At 72.1% G+C, this 17407-nt stretch carries 14 protein-coding genes; 6 read left to right on the top strand and 8 right to left on the bottom strand.

Annotated elements, in window-relative coordinates; translation table 11 throughout:
* Positions 1 to 2 precede the first annotated feature (2 nt).
* Positions 3 to 959 (top strand): aggregation-promoting factor C-terminal-like domain-containing protein, encoded by a 957-nt coding sequence (locus ABEA10_RS25840; protein ID WP_345468383.1) that lies wholly within the window; start codon positions 3 to 5, stop codon positions 957 to 959.
* 145 nt (positions 960 to 1104) lie between these two features.
* On the opposite strand, the gene ABEA10_RS25835 is transcribed toward ABEA10_RS25840, so the two are convergent.
* Positions 1105 to 2121 carry a C40 family peptidase gene (locus ABEA10_RS25835; RefSeq protein ID WP_345468381.1) on the bottom strand — a complete coding sequence of 339 codons (1017 nt, stop codon included), beginning with the start codon at positions 2119 to 2121 and terminating at the stop codon, positions 1105 to 1107.
* A gap of 124 nt (positions 2122 to 2245) precedes the next feature.
* Complete coding sequence (locus tag ABEA10_RS25830) at positions 2246 to 3988, bottom strand: carbohydrate binding domain-containing protein (RefSeq protein ID WP_345468378.1); 1743 nt, start codon at positions 3986 to 3988, stop codon at positions 2246 to 2248.
* A gap of 399 nt (positions 3989 to 4387) precedes the next feature.
* Here ABEA10_RS25830 and ABEA10_RS25825 point away from each other — a divergent pair, with 399 nt between their 5' ends.
* Both ABEA10_RS25825 and ABEA10_RS25820 read left to right on the top strand, forming a co-directional pair.
* Entirely contained in the window at positions 4388 to 5311 is a 924-nt protein-coding gene (locus ABEA10_RS25825; protein WP_345468377.1) for a LysR family transcriptional regulator, read from the top strand.
* Between the two features lie 92 nt (positions 5312 to 5403).
* The gene (locus tag ABEA10_RS25820) at positions 5404 to 5856 is read left to right on the top strand and encodes a hypothetical protein (RefSeq protein ID WP_345468375.1); all 453 of its coding nucleotides are present in this window, start codon (positions 5404 to 5406) and stop codon (positions 5854 to 5856) included.
* Between the two features lie 74 nt (positions 5857 to 5930).
* On the opposite strand, the gene ABEA10_RS25815 is transcribed toward ABEA10_RS25820, so the two are convergent.
* The 6 genes from ABEA10_RS25815 to ABEA10_RS25790 form a co-directional block, all read right to left on the bottom strand.
* Positions 5931 to 7568 (bottom strand): right-handed parallel beta-helix repeat-containing protein, encoded by a 1638-nt coding sequence (locus tag ABEA10_RS25815; protein WP_345468372.1) that lies wholly within the window; start codon positions 7566 to 7568, stop codon positions 5931 to 5933.
* Positions 7537 to 8739: a polysaccharide pyruvyl transferase family protein gene (locus tag ABEA10_RS25810; protein ID WP_345468370.1), complete on the bottom strand. Its 1203-nt coding sequence runs from the start codon at positions 8737 to 8739 to the stop codon at positions 7537 to 7539. The genes ABEA10_RS25815 and ABEA10_RS25810 overlap by 32 nt, the downstream gene beginning before the upstream one ends.
* 138 nt (positions 8740 to 8877) lie before the next feature.
* On the bottom strand, positions 8878 to 11733 hold the full coding sequence (locus tag ABEA10_RS25805; RefSeq protein WP_345468368.1) for a helix-turn-helix transcriptional regulator: 2856 nt from the start codon (positions 11731 to 11733) through the stop codon (positions 8878 to 8880).
* 123 nt (positions 11734 to 11856) lie between these two features.
* Positions 11857 to 12732 carry an MEDS domain-containing protein gene (locus ABEA10_RS25800; protein ID WP_345468366.1) on the bottom strand — a complete coding sequence of 292 codons (876 nt, stop codon included), beginning with the start codon at positions 12730 to 12732 and terminating at the stop codon, positions 11857 to 11859.
* A 177-nt stretch (positions 12733 to 12909) separates the two neighbouring features.
* The gene (locus ABEA10_RS25795) at positions 12910 to 13548 is read right to left on the bottom strand and encodes a TetR/AcrR family transcriptional regulator (protein WP_345468364.1); all 639 of its coding nucleotides are present in this window, start codon (positions 13546 to 13548) and stop codon (positions 12910 to 12912) included.
* A gap of 144 nt (positions 13549 to 13692) precedes the next feature.
* Entirely contained in the window at positions 13693 to 14157 is a 465-nt protein-coding gene (locus ABEA10_RS25790) for an ATP-binding protein (RefSeq protein ID WP_345468362.1), read from the bottom strand.
* A gap of 198 nt (positions 14158 to 14355) precedes the next feature.
* Here ABEA10_RS25790 and ABEA10_RS25785 point away from each other — a divergent pair, with 198 nt between their 5' ends.
* The 3 genes from ABEA10_RS25785 (at position 14356) to ABEA10_RS25775 (ending at position 17389) form a co-directional block, all read left to right on the top strand.
* Positions 14356 to 14781: a ChaB family protein gene (locus ABEA10_RS25785; protein ID WP_345468360.1), complete on the top strand. Its 426-nt coding sequence runs from the start codon at positions 14356 to 14358 to the stop codon at positions 14779 to 14781.
* A gap of 299 nt (positions 14782 to 15080) precedes the next feature.
* A complete protein-coding gene (gene asnB, locus ABEA10_RS25780) occupies positions 15081 to 16922 on the top strand; it encodes an asparagine synthase (glutamine-hydrolyzing) (RefSeq protein ID WP_345468357.1) in 1842 nt (613 codons plus the stop codon).
* A gap of 2 nt (positions 16923 to 16924) precedes the next feature.
* The gene (locus ABEA10_RS25775; protein WP_345468355.1) at positions 16925 to 17389 is read left to right on the top strand and encodes a MarR family winged helix-turn-helix transcriptional regulator; all 465 of its coding nucleotides are present in this window, start codon (positions 16925 to 16927) and stop codon (positions 17387 to 17389) included.
* Positions 17390 to 17407 lie beyond the last annotated feature (18 nt).

Genomic DNA, 17407 nt, shown 5'->3' with positions numbered 1-17407 from the left:
ACATGTCCGTCACTTATGGCGATGTCATGAAGGCCGATCCGTCGATGCTCCATAAGAGCGCCGGGGCGTGGAAGGACTGGGCGGACGCCGTTCTGGTCCACGCCGGATATCTGAAGGAACAGGTCGGTCACCACATCGACAAGCAGAGCTGGGACGGCCCGCCGGCCGTGCTCGCACGCGAGAAGGTCGACGGCACGCACTCCGGCCTGATCAACTCGGCCGGAAAGCTGAAAAAGGTCGAGACGGCACTGATCACGGCGGGCAGGGCATTCGACGAGGCCAAGAACACACTCATCGGCCTGACCTCCCAGGCGCAGGGCTATGGACTCACGGTCGACGCCAAGACCGGACAGCTGTCCTACACCCCGCCCGCGGTCGGCTCGGTCACGATGGACACGCACGGAAAGAAGTCGTTGACCCAGGCCGACGTCAACAAACTCGTCCACGACGCCCAGACGCACATCAACGACCTCCAGCCGAAGATCAACGCCGCGGTGGCGAAGGCGGGGCGCGCGGACACCGACCTGGCGCAGGCGCTGGGCGGACTGAGTCCTACTAATCCCGGCAACGGCCATCCCACCGGCCCTCCCGCCGCTCCGTATGGAACGAGCGGCTCTCATGGACCCGGTCCGTCGGCGAGTGGCGACACCAGCACGCACAGCGCCTCCGCGCGGGAGGCGCAGGCGTACGCCAAGTCGCTGATGGCCCAGTACGGCTGGAGCGACGAAGGCAACTGGGAATCGCTGGTCAAGCTCTGGAACCAGGAAAGCGGCTGGAACGCCAACGCCGTCAACCCGTCGAGCGGAGCGGCCGGCATCCCCCAGGCGCTCGGCCACGGCCACGTGTTCGATCTCGGTGACTACAAGGCACAGATCCAGTGGGGTCTCAACTACATCCGCGACCGATACGGGAGCCCCAGCGCCGCATGGGCACACGAGGTTTCCCACAATTGGTACTGACCGCGACATGACCGCCCGGCACGGCCGCGACTAAACCAGGTACTAGCACTCCAGCCGCATTTGGAGTTCGAGACGGCCACCGCTGTGATCACGTAAGCGTGTTGGACGCAGATGACCGGCGGTGGCCGCCGTCCGATGTGGTCCATCAGAGGTATCGCGCGGCCCCGGCGTACTCGTCCGCGTACCGGTGTTCGTCCACCTTGACGATCTCCAGTGGGCTCTCCTCGGTCGCGCTGTTGGCGGGGGCGTCGATCTCGTACCCGTCGCCGATGTACATGCCGACATGGTGGATCGATCCGGTGCCGTGGTCGTGGGCGTAGAAGATCAGATCGCCGGGTCGCAGGTCGGCCCGGTCCACCGGCCGCCCTCCGTCCTTCTGGGCGTCGGAGTCGCGCGGGATCGTGACGCCGTTCAGGTCATAGACGGTGTGGGTGAACCCGGAGCAGTCGAAGCCGAACGACGACGTGCCCGCCCACAGGTAGTGCAGCCCGGCGAACATCTTGGCGGTGCGGACCAGATCGGCGCCCGTGGGCCGGGGCAGACTCGCCGCCGTGTCCCGCACCCGCACGTCGCGGGCGGGCAGCCAGCGCCCGCCGCGGTCGGGCGTGGCGACGAGCACCGCCGGACCGGACCGCCGCAGCACCGGCAGGCGGGTGTCGGCCGACAGTTCCATCTCGTGGTGGCGGCCGGCCGGGTCGGTGGACAGCCACGCGCTCGCGGAGGTCACCGTCGCGACGGGTCGCGACCGCCGCAGGGTGGCGAAGCCCGCGTTCTGGGTCAGCTGGCGCGCGGGCACCCAGCCCGGGTAGCCGAGCGGGTCGCGCGGCGTCGGCTGGCCGGTGACGGCGACGTGCACCCAGTCTCCCTGCCGTTCGAGGATCCGCACGGGCGTGCCGTAGAGCGCCTGGGTCTCCAGCCGGCCGACGAGGGCGGCGCGCTGCGCCAGTGTCATGTCCGCGGTCCACTTCCGTATGTCGGCCGGGTTCGCCACGGCCGGCGCGTCGACGGGCCGGTCGAGCCCCGGCCGCACCCACGCGGTGGCCACCGCGACGTCGACGTACGCCGTGGCCGGCTCCGCCGCGGAAGACGGCGTGGCCACCAGGACGCCGGACGGCGCGAGCAGGGCGAGCAGGGCGACGAGCAACCGGGAGAGAATCTTCACATCGACATTCGACCGGGCGCGCGGGCCGATGTCCAGGGCCACCGCGGGGAAGGCGTCTCACCGTCGGACGGGTCCCGGCGAGCGTGCGGTGGTCCGGCGGGGGCCACCGCACGCTCGGCGGCGGTCAGGAGACGGCGAAGTCGTCGGCGTATACGGGGCCCTGGGCGTACCAGCCGTGGGCATAAACCGTGACCTTGCCCGTCGAGCCGGTCGTGAACGGCACGGTCAGCTTGGTCCAGCCGCTGGACGACGCCCAGGTGCTCGCGGTCGCGTCACCGGAGACCCCGGCGAACGCGTAGCCGCCCTGGACCCAGCCGGTCAGCGTGTAGGCGTGGTTCGGCTGGAGCGTGAGCGACTGGTCGCACTCGCCCGTCTGGCTCGAGGTGGCGGCGACCTGCAGCGCGTGCCCGCCCGAGTGCGCCGGCGAGGACACGACGGTCCCGCCGGCCTGGCAGGTCCACGGGCTCAGGCCCGACTCGAAGCCGCCGTTGACCAGCGAACCGCCGCCACCGCCCGAGCCGTTGACGGTGAGCGTGAAGGTGGTGCTGTGGCTGCCCGAGGCCGCCTTTCCGGTGACCGTGATCGGATGGCCGCCGGGTGCGGCGGCCGACGTCGTGGTCAGCTTCAGCGTGGCGGATCCGCCCGCGGTCACCGACGCCGGGCTGACCGAGACGGTCACCCCGGAGGGCGCGCCGCTCACCGTCAGCGCGACCGACTGGGCGGACCCGGACGTCACCGCCGTGTTGATCGTCGCTGACGTGGAGCCACCGGGGTCGACGGCCGCCGCGGAGGGCGCGACCGCGATCGAGAAGTCGTTCGCGGGCGTGCCGCCCCCACCGGTGAACGGCTCGAACGCGTGGCTGAAGAACCAGGTGTCCTGCGCGATGCCCGAGCAGTCATTCGCGCCGCCGGTGCCCGGGCAGCCGCCGTTGTCCCGCTGGAGCGCCCAGAACGACAGCGTGTTGATCCCGGTGCTCGCGGCCCACTGCTCGACCGGTGCGGCGTCGGCCGTGGTGAACGTCTCGGCCGGCCCGAAGTCGTCGATCCCGGGCATCTCCGTGACGCCGATCATGTTCCACAGCTCCGCCGAGCTCTTGCCCGGGTAGAGGGTGGCGAGCTGGCCGTGCAGGCCGGTGGCGGCGGTCTTGGTGTCGTTCGCCATCTCGTGCGAGGCGTTGTCGTAGTAGTCGAACGTCATGATGTTGACGACGTCGATCCGGGCGTTGTTGGACACCGCGTTCCGCAGCACGTTGAGCCCGCTCGCCGCCAGGCCGCCGGTCGTCGTGGGCAGCGTGTAGGAGAACTGCACCGTACGGCCGTTCGCGGCGGCCCAGTCCTCCACCTGTTTGACCGCCTTGTTGCGGCGGTCGATGCCGGCGGAGTTCGTCAGCGAGTTGTCCTCGGTGTCGAGGTCGATCCGCGTGATGCCGTACGTCGTGATGACCTTCTCGTACGCCGCGGCGATCTGGCCGACGTCGGTGCAGCTGTCGGCGATCTCGGTGCCGGTGTTGTCGGCCGTGTAGCCGCCGAAGGACGGGATGACGTCGCCGCCGGCGGACTGGATCGAGGAGATCGAGGCGCCGAAGGAGGACGAGGCGATCGGCGAACCGGTGTCTCCGTTCCAGTACGGCGTGCACGATCCCTGGCCGGCGGTCTGGATGAACGCCATGGTCAGATACTTGGCGCCGGACTGCTGGGACAGGGCCGCAGGGTCGTCCCCCGTCCAGGCCTCGAAGTAGGGGGCGAACACGTGGGTGGGCAGGCCGGCGGCGCCGGCGGTCGTCGTGGTGACCGTGACGAGGCCGAACGCGGACAGGATCAGCGCGGTTGTGGCGAGGAGGGCACGCAGGGGCGTACGTGGTCGCATGGGGGCTCCTGGGGGTGACGGCCGTGCCCCGCCCTGGGGCAGGCGGGACACGGCGGACTCCCGGCCTCGGCCGGGTGAGGACGTCACGAAGTCGGGCGAGCAGGGATGCGGATCCGCGTGCGCACCATCGTCAGACCGCGCGCCATATCTGTCAAGGTTCTTAACAGTTATGCGTCCAGGCCCCCGAACGCGGGCGCCGGCGGAGCCGGGAAGCTCGGCGCGTCCGGGATGAGAAGCCCCCGCGCGGCCCGGGACGGGAAGCCCCGCGCGGCCCGGGACGGGGAGCCTGGCGGGGCGGGGAGCGGTGAGCACGCGGCGGAGGCCCGGCCGGACCGGAGCCGGCGCCGCTTCCGGCGGCCACATCGGCTTTTACCAGCGTTGGTAACATAGCGTAGCGATATGCAGCTTCGGCATGTCGAGTCTTTTCTCGCGGTGGTCGAGGAAGGGCAGTTCGCGCGCGCGGCGAGCAGGTTGTTCCTGTCTCCGCCCGCGGTGACGGGACATGTCCGCCAGCTCGAGCGGGACCTGGGAACCCCGCTCCTGCACCGCTCGCCGGTGTCGCTGACGCCGGCGGGTGCGCGGTTCCTGCCCCACGCCCAGGCCATGGTCGCCGCCGCGAACGCCGCGTGCACCGCCGTGAAGGACCTGCACGGCACCCGCGAAACGGTGATACGCGTGGGCGTGATGGCCCCCGGCGCCGCGGAGCTGACGCCCGCCATCCTGCGCGCCTTCTGCCGCGCGCAGCCGCGCACCCGCCTCGTGGTCGAGAGCCTCGGCTTCACCGACTTCCTGTCGGCCGTCCTCGAACACCGCGTGGACGTCGCCTTCATCCGGCCGGCTCCCCACGACGAACGCGTGGTCACCGACACCCTCACCGTCGAGCCGCGGATCCTCCTCACGGTGGCGGCCTGCGATCTCGCCGACGCGGAAGGCGTACGGCTCGCGGACGTTCTCGACCTGGACTTCGTCCGTTTTCCCGAGACCACACCCCGGCTGCTGTCGGAATACGGGAGCTTCGCGGCGGCCCGCAACGGCATGGAGACCCGCTGGGGCGTGGGCCGGGCGACCTCCGCGCAGGACCTGATGACCAGCATCGCCGCCGGATGGGGCGTCGCCGGCACGCTGCACTCGCTCGGGCGCTACTACCGCGCGCCCGGCACGTGCGCCATACCGGTCGTCGACGCGCCGTGGGAGGCGAGCGCGCTGATCAGCCGGAGGGACGATCTCCGGCCCGAGATCAAGGCGTTCCGCGACCTGGCGGTGGCCCTGGCCCGCGATCCCGAGCTGGGCCGCCTTCGCCCTCCGGTCCCTCCCGGGCAGTGACGGGCTGTCCCCGCACCTGACCGCCGCGCCTTCGGTTGGGTCTGGTCCCGACCCCGGTTCCGCGCGATGCTGCGCGAAACGAAGGAGGACCCATGGCGGACACCGAGACGGCCGACGACGCACGGGACACCCGTGCGGTGGGCTACGACAGACTGGCGATCGCGTCGATCACCTTGAGCGTGGTCGGGCTCGTGCTGGCGGTGGCCACGTGGGCGGCCTGGCTGCTGCTGATCCGACCCACCCCGTTACGGATCTACCGGACGGGTCTGGCCGGCCCGGTCTCGCCGTACATGGACATCGTCGGGCGCACCGTCACCTATGTGATTGGCTCGCTGTGGTTCGCGGTGCTGCCCGTCTCGGTGCTGTCGATCGTGCTCGCCTGGCTCGAACTGCGACTCGGCCCCCGGCCCGAGTCGGAGGCCGTCGCCCGCGCCGCCGTCGTGGCCGGGGCCGTGGCACTGCTGCTCGCGCTCGCGGGCGCGATCGTGTTCAGCATCAGGATGGGCCAGGCGCCGGTGATCCCTCTCCAGAACGAGGGAGCGTGATCCGCGGCGGTCCGTGCACCGCACCCCGCCGCGGGGGACGGGACCGCGCGTGGCACGGCGGGGCGTCCGTCCGGTCAGGGAGCGCCGGGGCATTCGTCGATGCCGTGGTTGTGCCGCCAGCAGCCTCCCGTCGGCGCCGTGTCGAAGCGGACGGGAGCGTCGGCGTTGCCCGTGAGGTCGTTGTCGTGGATCCAGCCCCCGCCGCAGACGCCGTCCTCGGTGATGGCCAGGCCGTGGGTCTGGGTCTTGCGCGCCTGGCCGTCCCAGACGCGGTTGTCGCGGATCGTGGGGTCGTGCACGCCGGCGGCGAGGGTGATGCCGGCCCGGACCCTGGGCGTGCCGGGCAGCCGGTACGGCACGCCGGGCTCGGGCGTGCCCTCGGCCCATGCCGTCGTCGCACCGGGGCGCACCGAGGCGAGGACGAGCTCGTTCTCGGTGTTGGCCATGACGACGGCCTGCTGCGCGTCGGCCGTGACCCACTTGCCGATGTGCCCGTTCGGCCGCCAGCAGGCGGCGGTGTCGATCACCGACTGCGCGGTGTAGGCGACGGTCTCGCCGCCGCCGCTCGCCGCCGGCTCGACCCGCCGGCCGTTGTTGCGGATCCGGTTCCCGCCGATGGCCGGGTCGCGGAGCGCCGAGGCGACGTAGATCCCCTCCAGGCCGTTGCCCCAGAACTCGTTGGCCTCGACGATCATGTCCGCCGCCTCCTCCTGCGCGCCGCCGGACAGGTTGTGCTGCCAGTACCCGTAGCGGCCGTTGCAGCTGATCCGGTTGCCCGAGACGGTGTAGGGGCCGGGGGTGTTCCCGATGGCGACGCCGTCCCAGACGTTGTCCTCGATCACGCAGCCGGTCACGATCCCGCCGCGCCCGGCGACCGCCGAGGTGCCCAGCGCCGAGACGTCGTAGCCGGCCTGGTGGTTGGCGATGAGCGTGCAGCCGGAGACGATGAGTCCCTCGGCGCCCCAGTCGGAGATCCCGAACCGGTTGCCCTCCGAATGGCATCCGATCACCCGGAGACCGCGGGTCGGTGCCCAGCGGCGGTTCTGCAGCTCGAAGAAGATCCCGTTGGTGCCGTTGCGCACGGTGGTGCAGGAGGAGACGGTGCACCGCTCGGTGGGCCCCCAGCCGCCGGTCCCGATGCCGATGCCGGCTCCGCCCAGCCACTCGCCGTGCTCCAGCCGCCCGCAGTGCACGACGAGAAGCCCCTCCACGAAGGAGTCCTGCAGGAAGTCACAGCCGAACCCGGTCGCGGGCGTGTCGTGGATGTACAGGTCGCGGAACCGGCCGCGGAGCACGAACTGCAGGCCCAGTCCCTTGGCGTACACGTCGTACTCGGGCAGGATCATGTCCGAGCCGTCGATCTCGAAGTGCGCGAAGGTGCAGTCGGCGATCGGTTTGCCGGGGCTCGCCCCGTGCTGCAGGGCGGTGAAGAACGCCAGCGGCGTGGCGGCCTCCGCGTTGCCGGGGTTGGACAGGGTGAACCGCGTGGCCGCCGGGCCGGCCCCGATCAGCGAGACCCCGCTGCGCCAGACGGTGGCCTCGTCCTGGATGGAGTACACCCCCGACGGGCAGTAGATCGTCCGGGGCCGGCCGTCCGCGCCGTAGGCGTCTCCCAGCTCGTGCACGAGGGCCTGCAGCGCGGGCTGGTCGTTGGTCTTGCCGTCGCCGGCCAGGCCGTGCTCACGAGCGTTGTGGACGAACAGGTCCGGCATCCGCTCCTCCCAGGTCCGCGCCCATGCCGGCCGTCGGGGCAGCCCGGACCTCCAGGCCGTCGATCAGGGCGCGGCAGCGTTCCAGGTTCTGCAGCGCACGCTCGCGCAGCACCGCGAAGCGCTGCCGCAGGCGTTCGGTGCAGGCGTCGCGTTCGTCCCACAGCCGGTCGAGCTCGGCCAGGAGAGGTCCGGTCTCCCGCCTGGCCACGCCGGTCAGGGCGGGCGCGCCGACCGCCTGCGCGAAGTCGAAGACCTTGCCGGCGTAGGGCAGCGGCAGGACCGGGACGCCGGCGCGCGCGGCGAACATCACGAAGTGCAGGCGCATGCCCACGGCGAAGTCCAGGTGACGCATCAGCCCGGCGATCTGCGCGGGACGGTACGCGCGGTTGAGGATCCGCGCGGTCTCGGGGGCGTTCATCGCCGACAGCACCGCGTGGGCGTGCGCGATGTCGCCCCGCTCCATCGGCACGAACACCGTCTGGGCCTGGAGCCGGTAGGTCATGAAGTCCGCGGCGTTCGCGAGCAGCTCGTGGTAGCTGGCCTCGTCGAGGTGGTCGGCCGCCCGGCCCGGCTCGCGTACCGACATGCCGACCAGGCGGTCGTGGTCGTCGATGCCCTCACGCAGCAGCATCTCCTCGGTGAAGTCCTCCGGCTCCAGCAGGACCGCGGCGTCGGCGGTCACCGAGATCGGCCGGCCGACCCCGGCGTTCTCCAGTACCAGGATCGACTCGTGGTCCCGTACCGTCAGGTCGGTCATGTTCTTTACGACCTCGCGGACGAGGCGGATCTCCGCCCGGTCGGTCAGCGGCCCGGCGCCGATCGCGTAGCCGAAGGTGGGGATGCCGAGTTCCTGCGCCAGCCGTACCGGCCGCATGATCGCGCCCGCCTGACCGTCGTGGAGCACGCCGCCTCCCCCGAGGACCAGGAGGTCCAGCCCGGTCTCCGCCTCGATCAACTGGCTCTGCGACACCCCGGTGTAGGGCACCGCGGTCATGCCGAAACGGCGCCGGCTGTCCTCCGGGTGACGACTGAAGATGATCAGTTCGGCGGTCGGGCGGATCTGCCGGAGGCCGTCCAGCACGCAGGTGAGGATCGCCTCGTCGCCGAGGTTAAGTCCCCCGTAGGAGCCGAGCACCCCGATCCGGAGCGCGCGGTCCCCGAAATCCGCCATCCCCCGATCACCACCTCGACACATGCCTGTGACGATGTGTGCTCACTCCACCATCGCACCCCGCGACGGACCTGCGTCAACAGGGCACCGGGGACATCTTCGCGCCGGGTCCGGCGCGTACCTCGGGGCCGAGATCGTTCACTTGGGGACGGGCGGCGTGTGCTCGGCGACGAGGCGGGCCAGCTCGACGCGCGAGCCGATGCCGAGTTTGCGGAAGACCTGGCCGAGGTGGAACTTCACGGTGTGCGGTGAGATGAACATGCGGGTGGCGACCTGGGGGTTGGTCAGTCCCTCCGCGACGAGCGCGGCGATGGCGCGCTCGGTGTCGGTGAGCGCGGCCCACCCGGAGGCCGGACGCTCCGCCTGGTGGTCGCGGCGCCGCACCCCGAACTCCCGCAGCCGGGCGCGGACCCGTGCCGCGTCCCGCATCGCGCCGACGTGCCGGTAGCCGGCCAGCGCCTCGTCCAGGTCGCGGATCGCCGCCTCGCGGGCTGCCGGCGTACGGGCGCGCAGGACGCCCAGGTCCTCGGCCGCCGAGGCACGGCTCCAGGGTTCGAGGTAGGTCGCGACCGCCCGGGCCAGCGCCGTGGGGTCCGCGTCCGCGATCCCCCGCGCGTGGGCGGCGGAGGCGGCGTAGGTCGGGAAGCCGGGGTTGTCGCGGGCGAGGGTCTCGGCCATCGCGGTGAGGGTCTCCCCGACCGGCCGTTCGCCGGCGGCGAGGGCGGTACGGGTCAGCCAGGCGGCGGCGTTGGGCTCGGTCATGAGCAGCCGGCGGTGTTCGAGGGTGCCCAGGAACCGCGAGTGGAACTCCTCGATCGCCCGCTCCGCGCCCGCCCGGGCGTCGACGACCCGGGTGACGGCCCAGTCGCCCCAGCGCATCCCGTACGTCGCGCCCCGGCCCCCGCGGTGCGAGGACTCGTACCGGTCCACGCTCCGCACGGCGGCGTCGATGTCGCCGCGGAGCACGCCGACGAGAGCGAGCACCGCGAAGGCCAGCAGGTCGAACGCGTGCGTGCCCACTTCGTCGGCTCTGCCGAGCCCCGCCCGTGCCTCGGCGGCGGCGTCGTCGAGCCGGCCCTGCGCGAGGCGCAGCCGGGCGCGGAGGATCGCCGGGCACGGGCTGTACGCGGTGTGGCCGAGCGCCGTGATCTCCTCGTCGGCGATCCGCAGGACGCTCTCGGCCTCCTCGAGCTGCCGGGTGTCGGTGAGCAGGCTGATCAGGTGCAGGCGCGGGTGCGCGTACTTGGCCTTGAGCGGCCCGCCCGCCGCGATGCGGGTGGCCTCGCGGATGTGCCCGATCGCCTCGGCGCACCGTCCTTCGGCCCAGGTGTCGGTGCTGAGCAGCATGTGCGCGCCGGTCAGGGCGATCGGGCCGTGGCGTTCGCCGCCGGCCACGACCGCCTCCGCCCGCTCGTGCCCGCGCCGGTCGTGGTTGGCGAACATGCCGCGGAACAGCACCTGCTCGGCGACGCCGCGCAGCTCGTCCGGCAGGTCCCGCTGTTCGAGCACCCGCTCCGCCTCCGTCACCGCCTCGGCGGCCCGCCCGGCGAGCATGAGCGTGCACGCGAGCTCGTGCCGCAGCCGGGCGGCCTGCCGGGGCCGCGTGGCCCGCTTCAGCGCGGTGCGTGCGAGCTCGGCCGCGTCGGCCTGCCGTCCGGCGTTGCTGAGCGTGGAGATGGCCGTCACCGTACGGTCGAACCGGCCGGCGTCGGAGGGCGGGGTGAGTTCGAGGGCGCGCAGGGCGAGCTCGGCCGCGGTCTGCGGGGAGGACGGCAGCACCTCGCGTACCGCCCGGTCGAGCCCTGCCACGGCCTCCGGGTCGCCCGGCCCGGCCGAGCACAGCAGGTGCGCGGCGGCGCGGATGGACGAGCCGCCGCGGTCGAGCAGCATGCCCGCGGCCTGGCGGTGCAGGGCCCGGCGCATGGGCTCCGGCATGCTCTCGGTCATCGCCCGCCACAGCAGGTCGTGCCGGAACGCCAGCAGGTCCCCGTCCGGCACGACGACTCCCGCCGCCTCCGCCTCCTCGACCGCGGGCAGCAGCCGGCTGGGCAGTTCGCCGAGCATGTCGGCGAGGTCGTTCGCGTCGAACGAGCGGCCGAGGACGGCCGCCACCTGCAGGACACGACGGCAGTGCGCGGACAACCGCCCCAGCCGGCGTCGCGCCGTCTCCTGCACCCGGTGCGGGAGCCGCTGGGAGACCAGGCGCGCGTGACCGTCGCCGATCTTCACCGCGCTCTCGTCGAGGAGGCCGCCGAGCAGTTCGACGAGCATGAACGGATTGCCGCCCGCGCCGGCGGCCAGCGCCAGCACCTCCGCGTCGGGGGTCGCGCCGAGCACGTCGGCGACGACCTCGGCCACCGCCCGGTCGTCGAGCGCGCCCAGGCTCATCCGCGTGGCGCCCTCGCGTTCGAGTACCTCGTACAGCCGGTCCACGCCGGCGCCGTTTCCGGTCGTACGGGACAGGATCCACACGAGCGGGTACGAGGCCAGCTCCGGGATCAGGGTGCGCAGCGCGAGCAGCGTCGTCGGGTCGGCCCAGTGCAGGTCGTCGAGCGTCACCAGGAGCGGGCCCTGGGTGACGCGCCGCTCCAGCCGGGCCTGGAGCTCCTGAACCAGCCACAGCCGCAGGTCGGACGCGTCGCCGCGGATGTTCGCCACGGAGGCCAGCAGCGTCTGGGTGGACTCCCCCAGGGCCGCCGTCAGCGGCGCCAGCGGCTCCAGCCGCCCCGGCTCCTCCACCCCGCCCCGGGCGACCGCGAAGCCCCGGGCCGCCGCCGTCTCGGCCGCCGCGGCGAGCAGCCGGGTCTTGCCCATGCCCGACTGGCCGTCGATCAGCACCACTCCGCCGCGGCCGGCCTCGGCCGCGCTCAGCGTGCGGGTCAGTATGTGCCACTCCCGGTCCCGGCCACGCAGACCGGCCCGCGGCGGCCGGAGGCGCGCGGCCGGAGCACCCGGAGCGGCCGTCCACTCGCCCGCCGGGAGACGAGAGCCCACGCGACCAACGTACCTGGTCAGCGCCCTGCGGCCGGACCGCCCGCGGGAGTCGAGCGAGGGAGTCGGCGCACGCTCCGGTGGTCGCCGCCTCCGGCGTCGGCGTGCCTCAGCCCGCGCCGCCGGTCACGGCAGCCGGGAGCGTCCGCGGGCGAGGCCCGGCAGGTGGCGCCAGCCGAGCGTCTGGATCAGGCCGGCCACATCGGGCGGAAGGTTGTCCAGGACCAGCCGCCGGCCGGGCGAGGTGCGCAGGGCGTAGGTGACCAGGAGGCTGAGGATGCCCAGGTCGAGAAAGCGCACCTCCGCGAAGTCCAGGTGCGCGTCGGCGGTGGCGCCGCCGATCGAGGTGAGCGCGGTCAGCAACGGCTCCTGGCGTGCGGTGTCGAGCTCGCCGGCGAGCCGCAGGCCGTCGGGCGCGTGGCTGCGGGTGATGCGGAGGACGCCGTCGTCGAACACGGGGTTGGCGGTCACCCGCAGACGATGGGTGCCGGTCAGCGCCCTGACCTGCTCGGCGGGGCAGCGGCTGCGGTCGAGCTGGCAGATCGCCATCACGGCGGTCTCGGCCGCGATGGCCTGGGCGAACCGGGCCTCGCAGGCCAGCATCAGCGGGTACGCGCCGGGCCGGCGGAGCGCCCAGCTCATGTCGGCGGTGAGCCGGACCGCCGGATATCCCTGCTCGGCGGCCTCGGTGACCTCCCGGCCGATCACCGCGAACATCCGGTCGGGGTCGAAACGCCCCTGGGACAGCCAGACCACACCGCTCGGGATGACCCGTAGCTGCCCCGTACGGACGAGACGGTCGGCGTCGGCGGGGTCGCCGAGCCCGGGGAGCCCGCGATGGCCCCTCTCACCGACGTAGATGACCTTCTGGCGGGCGGCCAGGCCGTCCCGGAGGAACGGCCCGATGACCTGCGCCTGTTCCGCGGCCGTCGCGAACGGGAACGCGGCATGGTCACCCGGCCGGATCTCGCCCACCGGTAGTGCCGTAATGCGGGTTCCCATTTGCAGTCCACAAAGTAGTCGTCCGGCTACCACCCGTGAGTGTACGCCGAACGCCTGCCGGCTCTGGGCGACTCCGCTCGACGCGGACGTTCCGCCAGGACATCAGGCGCCCGGCCCGCCGGCCGTCGAACGCGGCTCCCCCGGGCCGCCGCCGTCCGCCTTCGGGAAGTACCCCGGTCAGCGGGGCACGGGCCGGACCAGCGGGAGGAACACCAGGTCGACGATCTCCGCGATCGTCTCGTCGGAGATGCCCCCCGGCCCCCTCATGGTGAGCTCGTCGCGGAGCAGGGCCACGGGAACGGTGGCGACGCGCGGCACCAGGGCCTCCGGGCGCGCCTCACCGCGGGCGACCGCGCGCGCCAGCAGGATCAGCATGGTGCCCGGTTCGCTGCGGACGAAGTCGTCGCGCAGGGCGGCCATCAGCTCCGGGTCGCGGCGCGCGTCCATCATGAGGCCGCGCAGCACCTCGGCGCCGGACGGGGAGGCCAGCCGGTCGGCGACCGAACGCAGCAGCTCGATGACGTCCGATCGAAGGTCGCCGGTGTCCGGCGGGTCGTCCGGCCGGGCGACCATCTCGCGGTAGGCCGCGAGCGCCAGCGAGCTGCGGCTGGACCAGCGCCGGTAGATCGCCGTCTTGTTGGTGCCCGCCCGGGCGGCGACGCGGTCCATCGTGAACCCGTCATACCCGCGTTCGGTCAGCTCGTCCACGGCGGCCCGCAGGACGGCCCGCTCGACCTCCTCGCCCCGGCGTCGTGTGCGCCGCACCGCGCCGCCGGTGTCCGCGTCCGAGCCGCGCGGCGTCGTGTCCGGTCGCATGCACGCCCTCCCGTGAGTCGGAAAGTACCTTGTCGTCGCTCGAAGCGCATGTTAGCGTCCCTCGACTAGGTACCACCAGTCCTCTAACCCCCGGACACGGTTCGGCGCCGGGCGGCCGTTCCCGCGCCGGTCGCCGGAGGCGGTTCAGCGCCCCGGCGGGGAGTCCGCCGCGCCGGAGCGCGCCGACCCCGCGAATGACGGCTCCGACCGGAGACGCTTCTCGAACCGGATCATCGCGCCCTGCAGAGGACGGCTCTCGATCCGCAGGTTCTCCGACAGGGCGTCGATGATCTGCAGGCCGCGTCCGTGCTCGGCGGTGGCCACCTGGTCGGCGTGGACCTGGTTCAGCAGCGCGGAGTCGAACCCACGGCCGGTGTCGACGACCTCCACCACGCATCGCGTGTTCGTCACCTGGACCCTGACCTCGTACTCATCGCTCGGGTCGGCGTGCTGGATGACGTTGGCGCACGCCTCCCCCAGCGCCAGCGTGATGTCGTCACGGATGTCGCTCGCCACCTCCAGCGTGGCCAGGGAGGCATCGAGGATCTCCCGGGTGACGCGGACGGTTTCGGCGTCCCTGGGCAGGCACAACACGAGCGATACCTTCACGAGCACTCCCCACGGTCGACACTTGCCATCGGCCGGACACGTACCCTCCCCGCCGGGGTGAAACGGCGGATGCCGGAGGTGGCCCCCGCGGACGGCGCCCCGGACGCCCATCTGGCCATATATCCGCGAATGCCCGGTGCGGGCGCGTTCGGCTGGGTAGGTCCTGCAGTGAGCCCCCCATGACGTCAGGGAGGAGACATGCCCAAGACGACCAGGAAGGGCACCGCCAAGCCGAGCGAACTGCCCGACACGATCAAACGGTCCGACGCGAAGGCCCAGCGCACGTTCGCCAAGGCCCACGACTCCGCGGTCGCGCAGTACGGCGAGGGACAGCGGGCGCACCGCGTCGCGTACGGCGCGCTCAAGCACACGCACGAGAAGGTGGGCGATCACTGGGAGCCCAAGAACAAGGGCGCCAAGGGCCCCTCGGACGAGCAGTCCGCGGGCGGACGCTACACATCGCTGCCGTCGGCCGGCGGCGTCGACGCGAACGCCTCCAAGGAGCACCTGTACGACCTCGCCAGGCGGATGGACGTCCCCGGCCGGTCACGGATGAGCAAGGGCGAGCTGGTCCAGGCTCTGCAGAAGGCCAATGACCGCGCCACCGCCAAAGCGCGCTCCTGACCGCGGCCGTACGCGACCCGGCACGTCGGTCCGCGCCGACGACGGCGCCCCGGCGCGAGACCACGCGCTTCGCGATCCGCCAGATCCGTCACATTCGCCTCGCGGACCCCGAAGCCCTCGGCACGTTTTCTGGTCGATCCCGGCCCATCGAGGCCTCTCTTCACCAGCCACATCACTGGACGTGACTCGGCTTGTGAGGAGCGTGTAACATGAAATTTATATAGTTCGCTAATACAAGTTGGCGGAAGGTGATCATCGAGCTACGCGCCGTATGGGATCGACTGCCTGTTGGAGGTTGTATGTGTGGAATCACCGGGTGGGTGTCGTTCGAGCGTGATCTGCGCGCCGAACGCGCCACTGTCGACGCGATGACCGAGACCATGGCCTGCCGCGGTCCGGACGACCGGGGCACCTGGATCACCGATCACGCCGCTCTCGGGCACCGGCGGCTGGCCATCATCGACCTGCCGGGCGGCCGGCAGCCGATGAGCGTCGACACCCCGAACGGGCCGGTCGTGATGGTGTACTCCGGCGAGGCCTACAACTTCACCGAGCTCCGCGACGAGCTCACCGGCCGTGGACACCGGTTCCGCACCGACTCCGACACCGAGGTCGTGCTGCGCGCCTACCTCGAATGGGGCGACGCGTTCGCCGAGCGGCTCAACGGCATGTACGCCTTCGCGATCTGGGACTCCCGGGAGAACCGGCTCGTCATGGTCCGCGACCGGATGGGCATCAAGCCGTTCTACTACTACGAGACCGCCGACGGCGTGCTGTTCGGCTCCGAGCCCAAGGCGATCCTGGCCAACCCGCTCGCCGAGCGCACCCTGACCCTCGACGGCCTGCACGAGCTGTTCGCGTTCGTCAAGACGCCCGGCCACGCGATCTGGGAGGGCATGCGCGAGGTCGAGCCGGGCACCATCGTCAGCGTCGGCGCGAACGGCCTGCGCACCACCCGCTACTGGACGCTGCGCACCACCGAGCACACCGACGACCAGGCCGCCTCGGTCGCCCACGTGCGTGAGCTGCTCGAGGACATCGTCCGCCGCCAGCTCGTCTCCGACGTGCCGCGGTGCACCCTGCTGTCCGGCGGGCTCGACTCGTCCGCGATGACGGCGATCGCCGCGAAGCAGCTCGCCGAGGTCGGTGAGACCGTCCGCAGCTTCGCCGTGGACTTCGTCGGCCAGACCGAAAACTTCATCCCCGACGACCTGCGCGCCACGCCGGACACGCCGTACGTGCACGACGTCGCGGCGCTGTCCCACACCGATCACCAGGACATCGTCCTGAACTCCGACCAGCTCGCCGACCCGGAGGTACGCTCCAAGGTCATCCGGGCGCGTGACATCCCGGCCGGCATGGGCGACATGGACGCCTCGCTGTACCTGCTGTTCAAGGCCATCCGTGAGCACTCGACGGTGGCGCTGTCCGGCGAGTCGGCCGATGAGGTGTTCGGCGGCTACCAGCAGTTCTTCGACCCCGAGGCCCAGCGCGCCAGCACGTTCCCCTGGCTCGTGCGGTTCGCCAATCGTTTCGTCAACAACGGCGACATCCTCGCGCCCGACCTGGCCAAGGCCATGGACCTGCGGCGCTATGTCCAGAACGCCTATGACACGTCCATCGCGGACGTCGAGCGCCTCGACGGCGAGAGCGACTTCGAGTGGCGGATGCGCAAGGTCTGCTACCTGCACCTGACCCACTTCGTGCGGATCCTGCTCGACCGCAAGGACCGCGCCTCGATGGCGGTCGGCCTCGAGGTGCGCGTGCCGTTCTGCGACCACCGCCTGGTGGAGTACGTCTACAACACGCCGTGGTCCCTCAAGACCTACGACGGCCGGGAGAAGTCGCTGCTGCGCGGCGCCGCCCGCGACGTGCTGCCGCAGTCGGTGGCGGAGCGGGTCAAGTCGCCGTACCCGTCCACCCAGGACCCCAAGTACGCGGTGAAGCTGCAGGACAGCGCGCGGGAGTACCTGTCGGCGCCGGGCCACCCGGTGTTCGACATCGTCAGCCGCGACTGGCTCGCCCGTGCGGTCGAGGTCGACACGCCGCAGATCACGCAGGAGTCTCGGCACGGTCTCGAACGCACGCTTGACCTGGCCTTGTGGCTGGACATGTACAAACCGACGCTGAAACTATCCTGAGCATGACTGCGAGGACGGTGAGCGCCGACGAGGCGCTGCACGTCGTGATCGCGATGCACCGCCTCATGCGCCGCCTGCGGCGTACGGGTCACAACGGCACGGTGCACCCGACGCAGCTCATCGTTCTCGCCCTGCTCAACCAGTACGGCCCGCTGCGGATCGGCGAGATCGCCCGCCGCGTGCCGTGCTCCCAGCCGACCGCCACGACCGTGGTGGCGGGCCTGCGGTCGGCCGGGTTCGTCGACCGCGAGGCCGACCCCACCGACGGTCGCGCGACCCGCGTGGCCGCCACGCCGACGGGCCTGGCCGTGCTGCGGTCGTTGGCGCACGGCGAGGCAGAGGTGCTCGCCACGCTGATGGCGGAACTCCCGGAGGACGACGCCCGCCTGGTGATCGCGGCCGGGCCCGTCCTCGACACTCTCGCCGACCTGCCGGCCCACGACGAGGCACCGCTCCCCCGCACCTGACGAGTCGGGGCGGGGGAC

This window comes from Actinoallomurus oryzae (assembly GCF_039541955.1).
Taxonomy (GTDB): Bacteria; Actinomycetota; Actinomycetes; order Streptosporangiales; family Streptosporangiaceae; genus Actinoallomurus; species Actinoallomurus oryzae.
The sequence above is the reverse complement of the archived record's forward strand: the minus strand, read 5'-3'. Positions and strand labels throughout refer to the sequence as shown.

Excerpts from the sequence above, each read along its gene's own strand:
- asnB (WP_345468357.1), top strand. The coding sequence starts at position 15,081 with ATGTGTGGAATCACCGGGTGGGTGTCGTTCGAGCGTGATCTGCGCGCC.
- ABEA10_RS25785 (WP_345468360.1), top strand. The coding sequence starts at position 14,356 with ATGCCCAAGACGACCAGGAAGGGCACCGCCAAGCCGAGCGAACTGCCC.
- ABEA10_RS25810 (WP_345468370.1), bottom strand. The coding sequence starts at position 8,739 with ATGGCGGATTTCGGGGACCGCGCGCTCCGGATCGGGGTGCTCGGCTCC.
- ABEA10_RS25815 (WP_345468372.1), bottom strand. The coding sequence starts at position 7,568 with ATGCCGGACCTGTTCGTCCACAACGCTCGTGAGCACGGCCTGGCCGGC.
- ABEA10_RS25820 (WP_345468375.1), top strand. The coding sequence starts at position 5,404 with ATGGCGGACACCGAGACGGCCGACGACGCACGGGACACCCGTGCGGTG.
- ABEA10_RS25800 (WP_345468366.1), bottom strand. The coding sequence starts at position 12,732 with ATGGGAACCCGCATTACGGCACTACCGGTGGGCGAGATCCGGCCGGGT.
- ABEA10_RS25830 (WP_345468378.1), bottom strand. The coding sequence starts at position 3,988 with ATGCGACCACGTACGCCCCTGCGTGCCCTCCTCGCCACAACCGCGCTG.
- ABEA10_RS25795 (WP_345468364.1), bottom strand. The coding sequence starts at position 13,548 with ATGCGACCGGACACGACGCCGCGCGGCTCGGACGCGGACACCGGCGGC.
- ABEA10_RS25825 (WP_345468377.1), top strand. The coding sequence starts at position 4,388 with ATGCAGCTTCGGCATGTCGAGTCTTTTCTCGCGGTGGTCGAGGAAGGG.
- ABEA10_RS25840 (WP_345468383.1), top strand. The coding sequence starts at position 3 with ATGTCCGTCACTTATGGCGATGTCATGAAGGCCGATCCGTCGATGCTC.
- ABEA10_RS25775 (WP_345468355.1), top strand. The coding sequence starts at position 16,925 with ATGACTGCGAGGACGGTGAGCGCCGACGAGGCGCTGCACGTCGTGATC.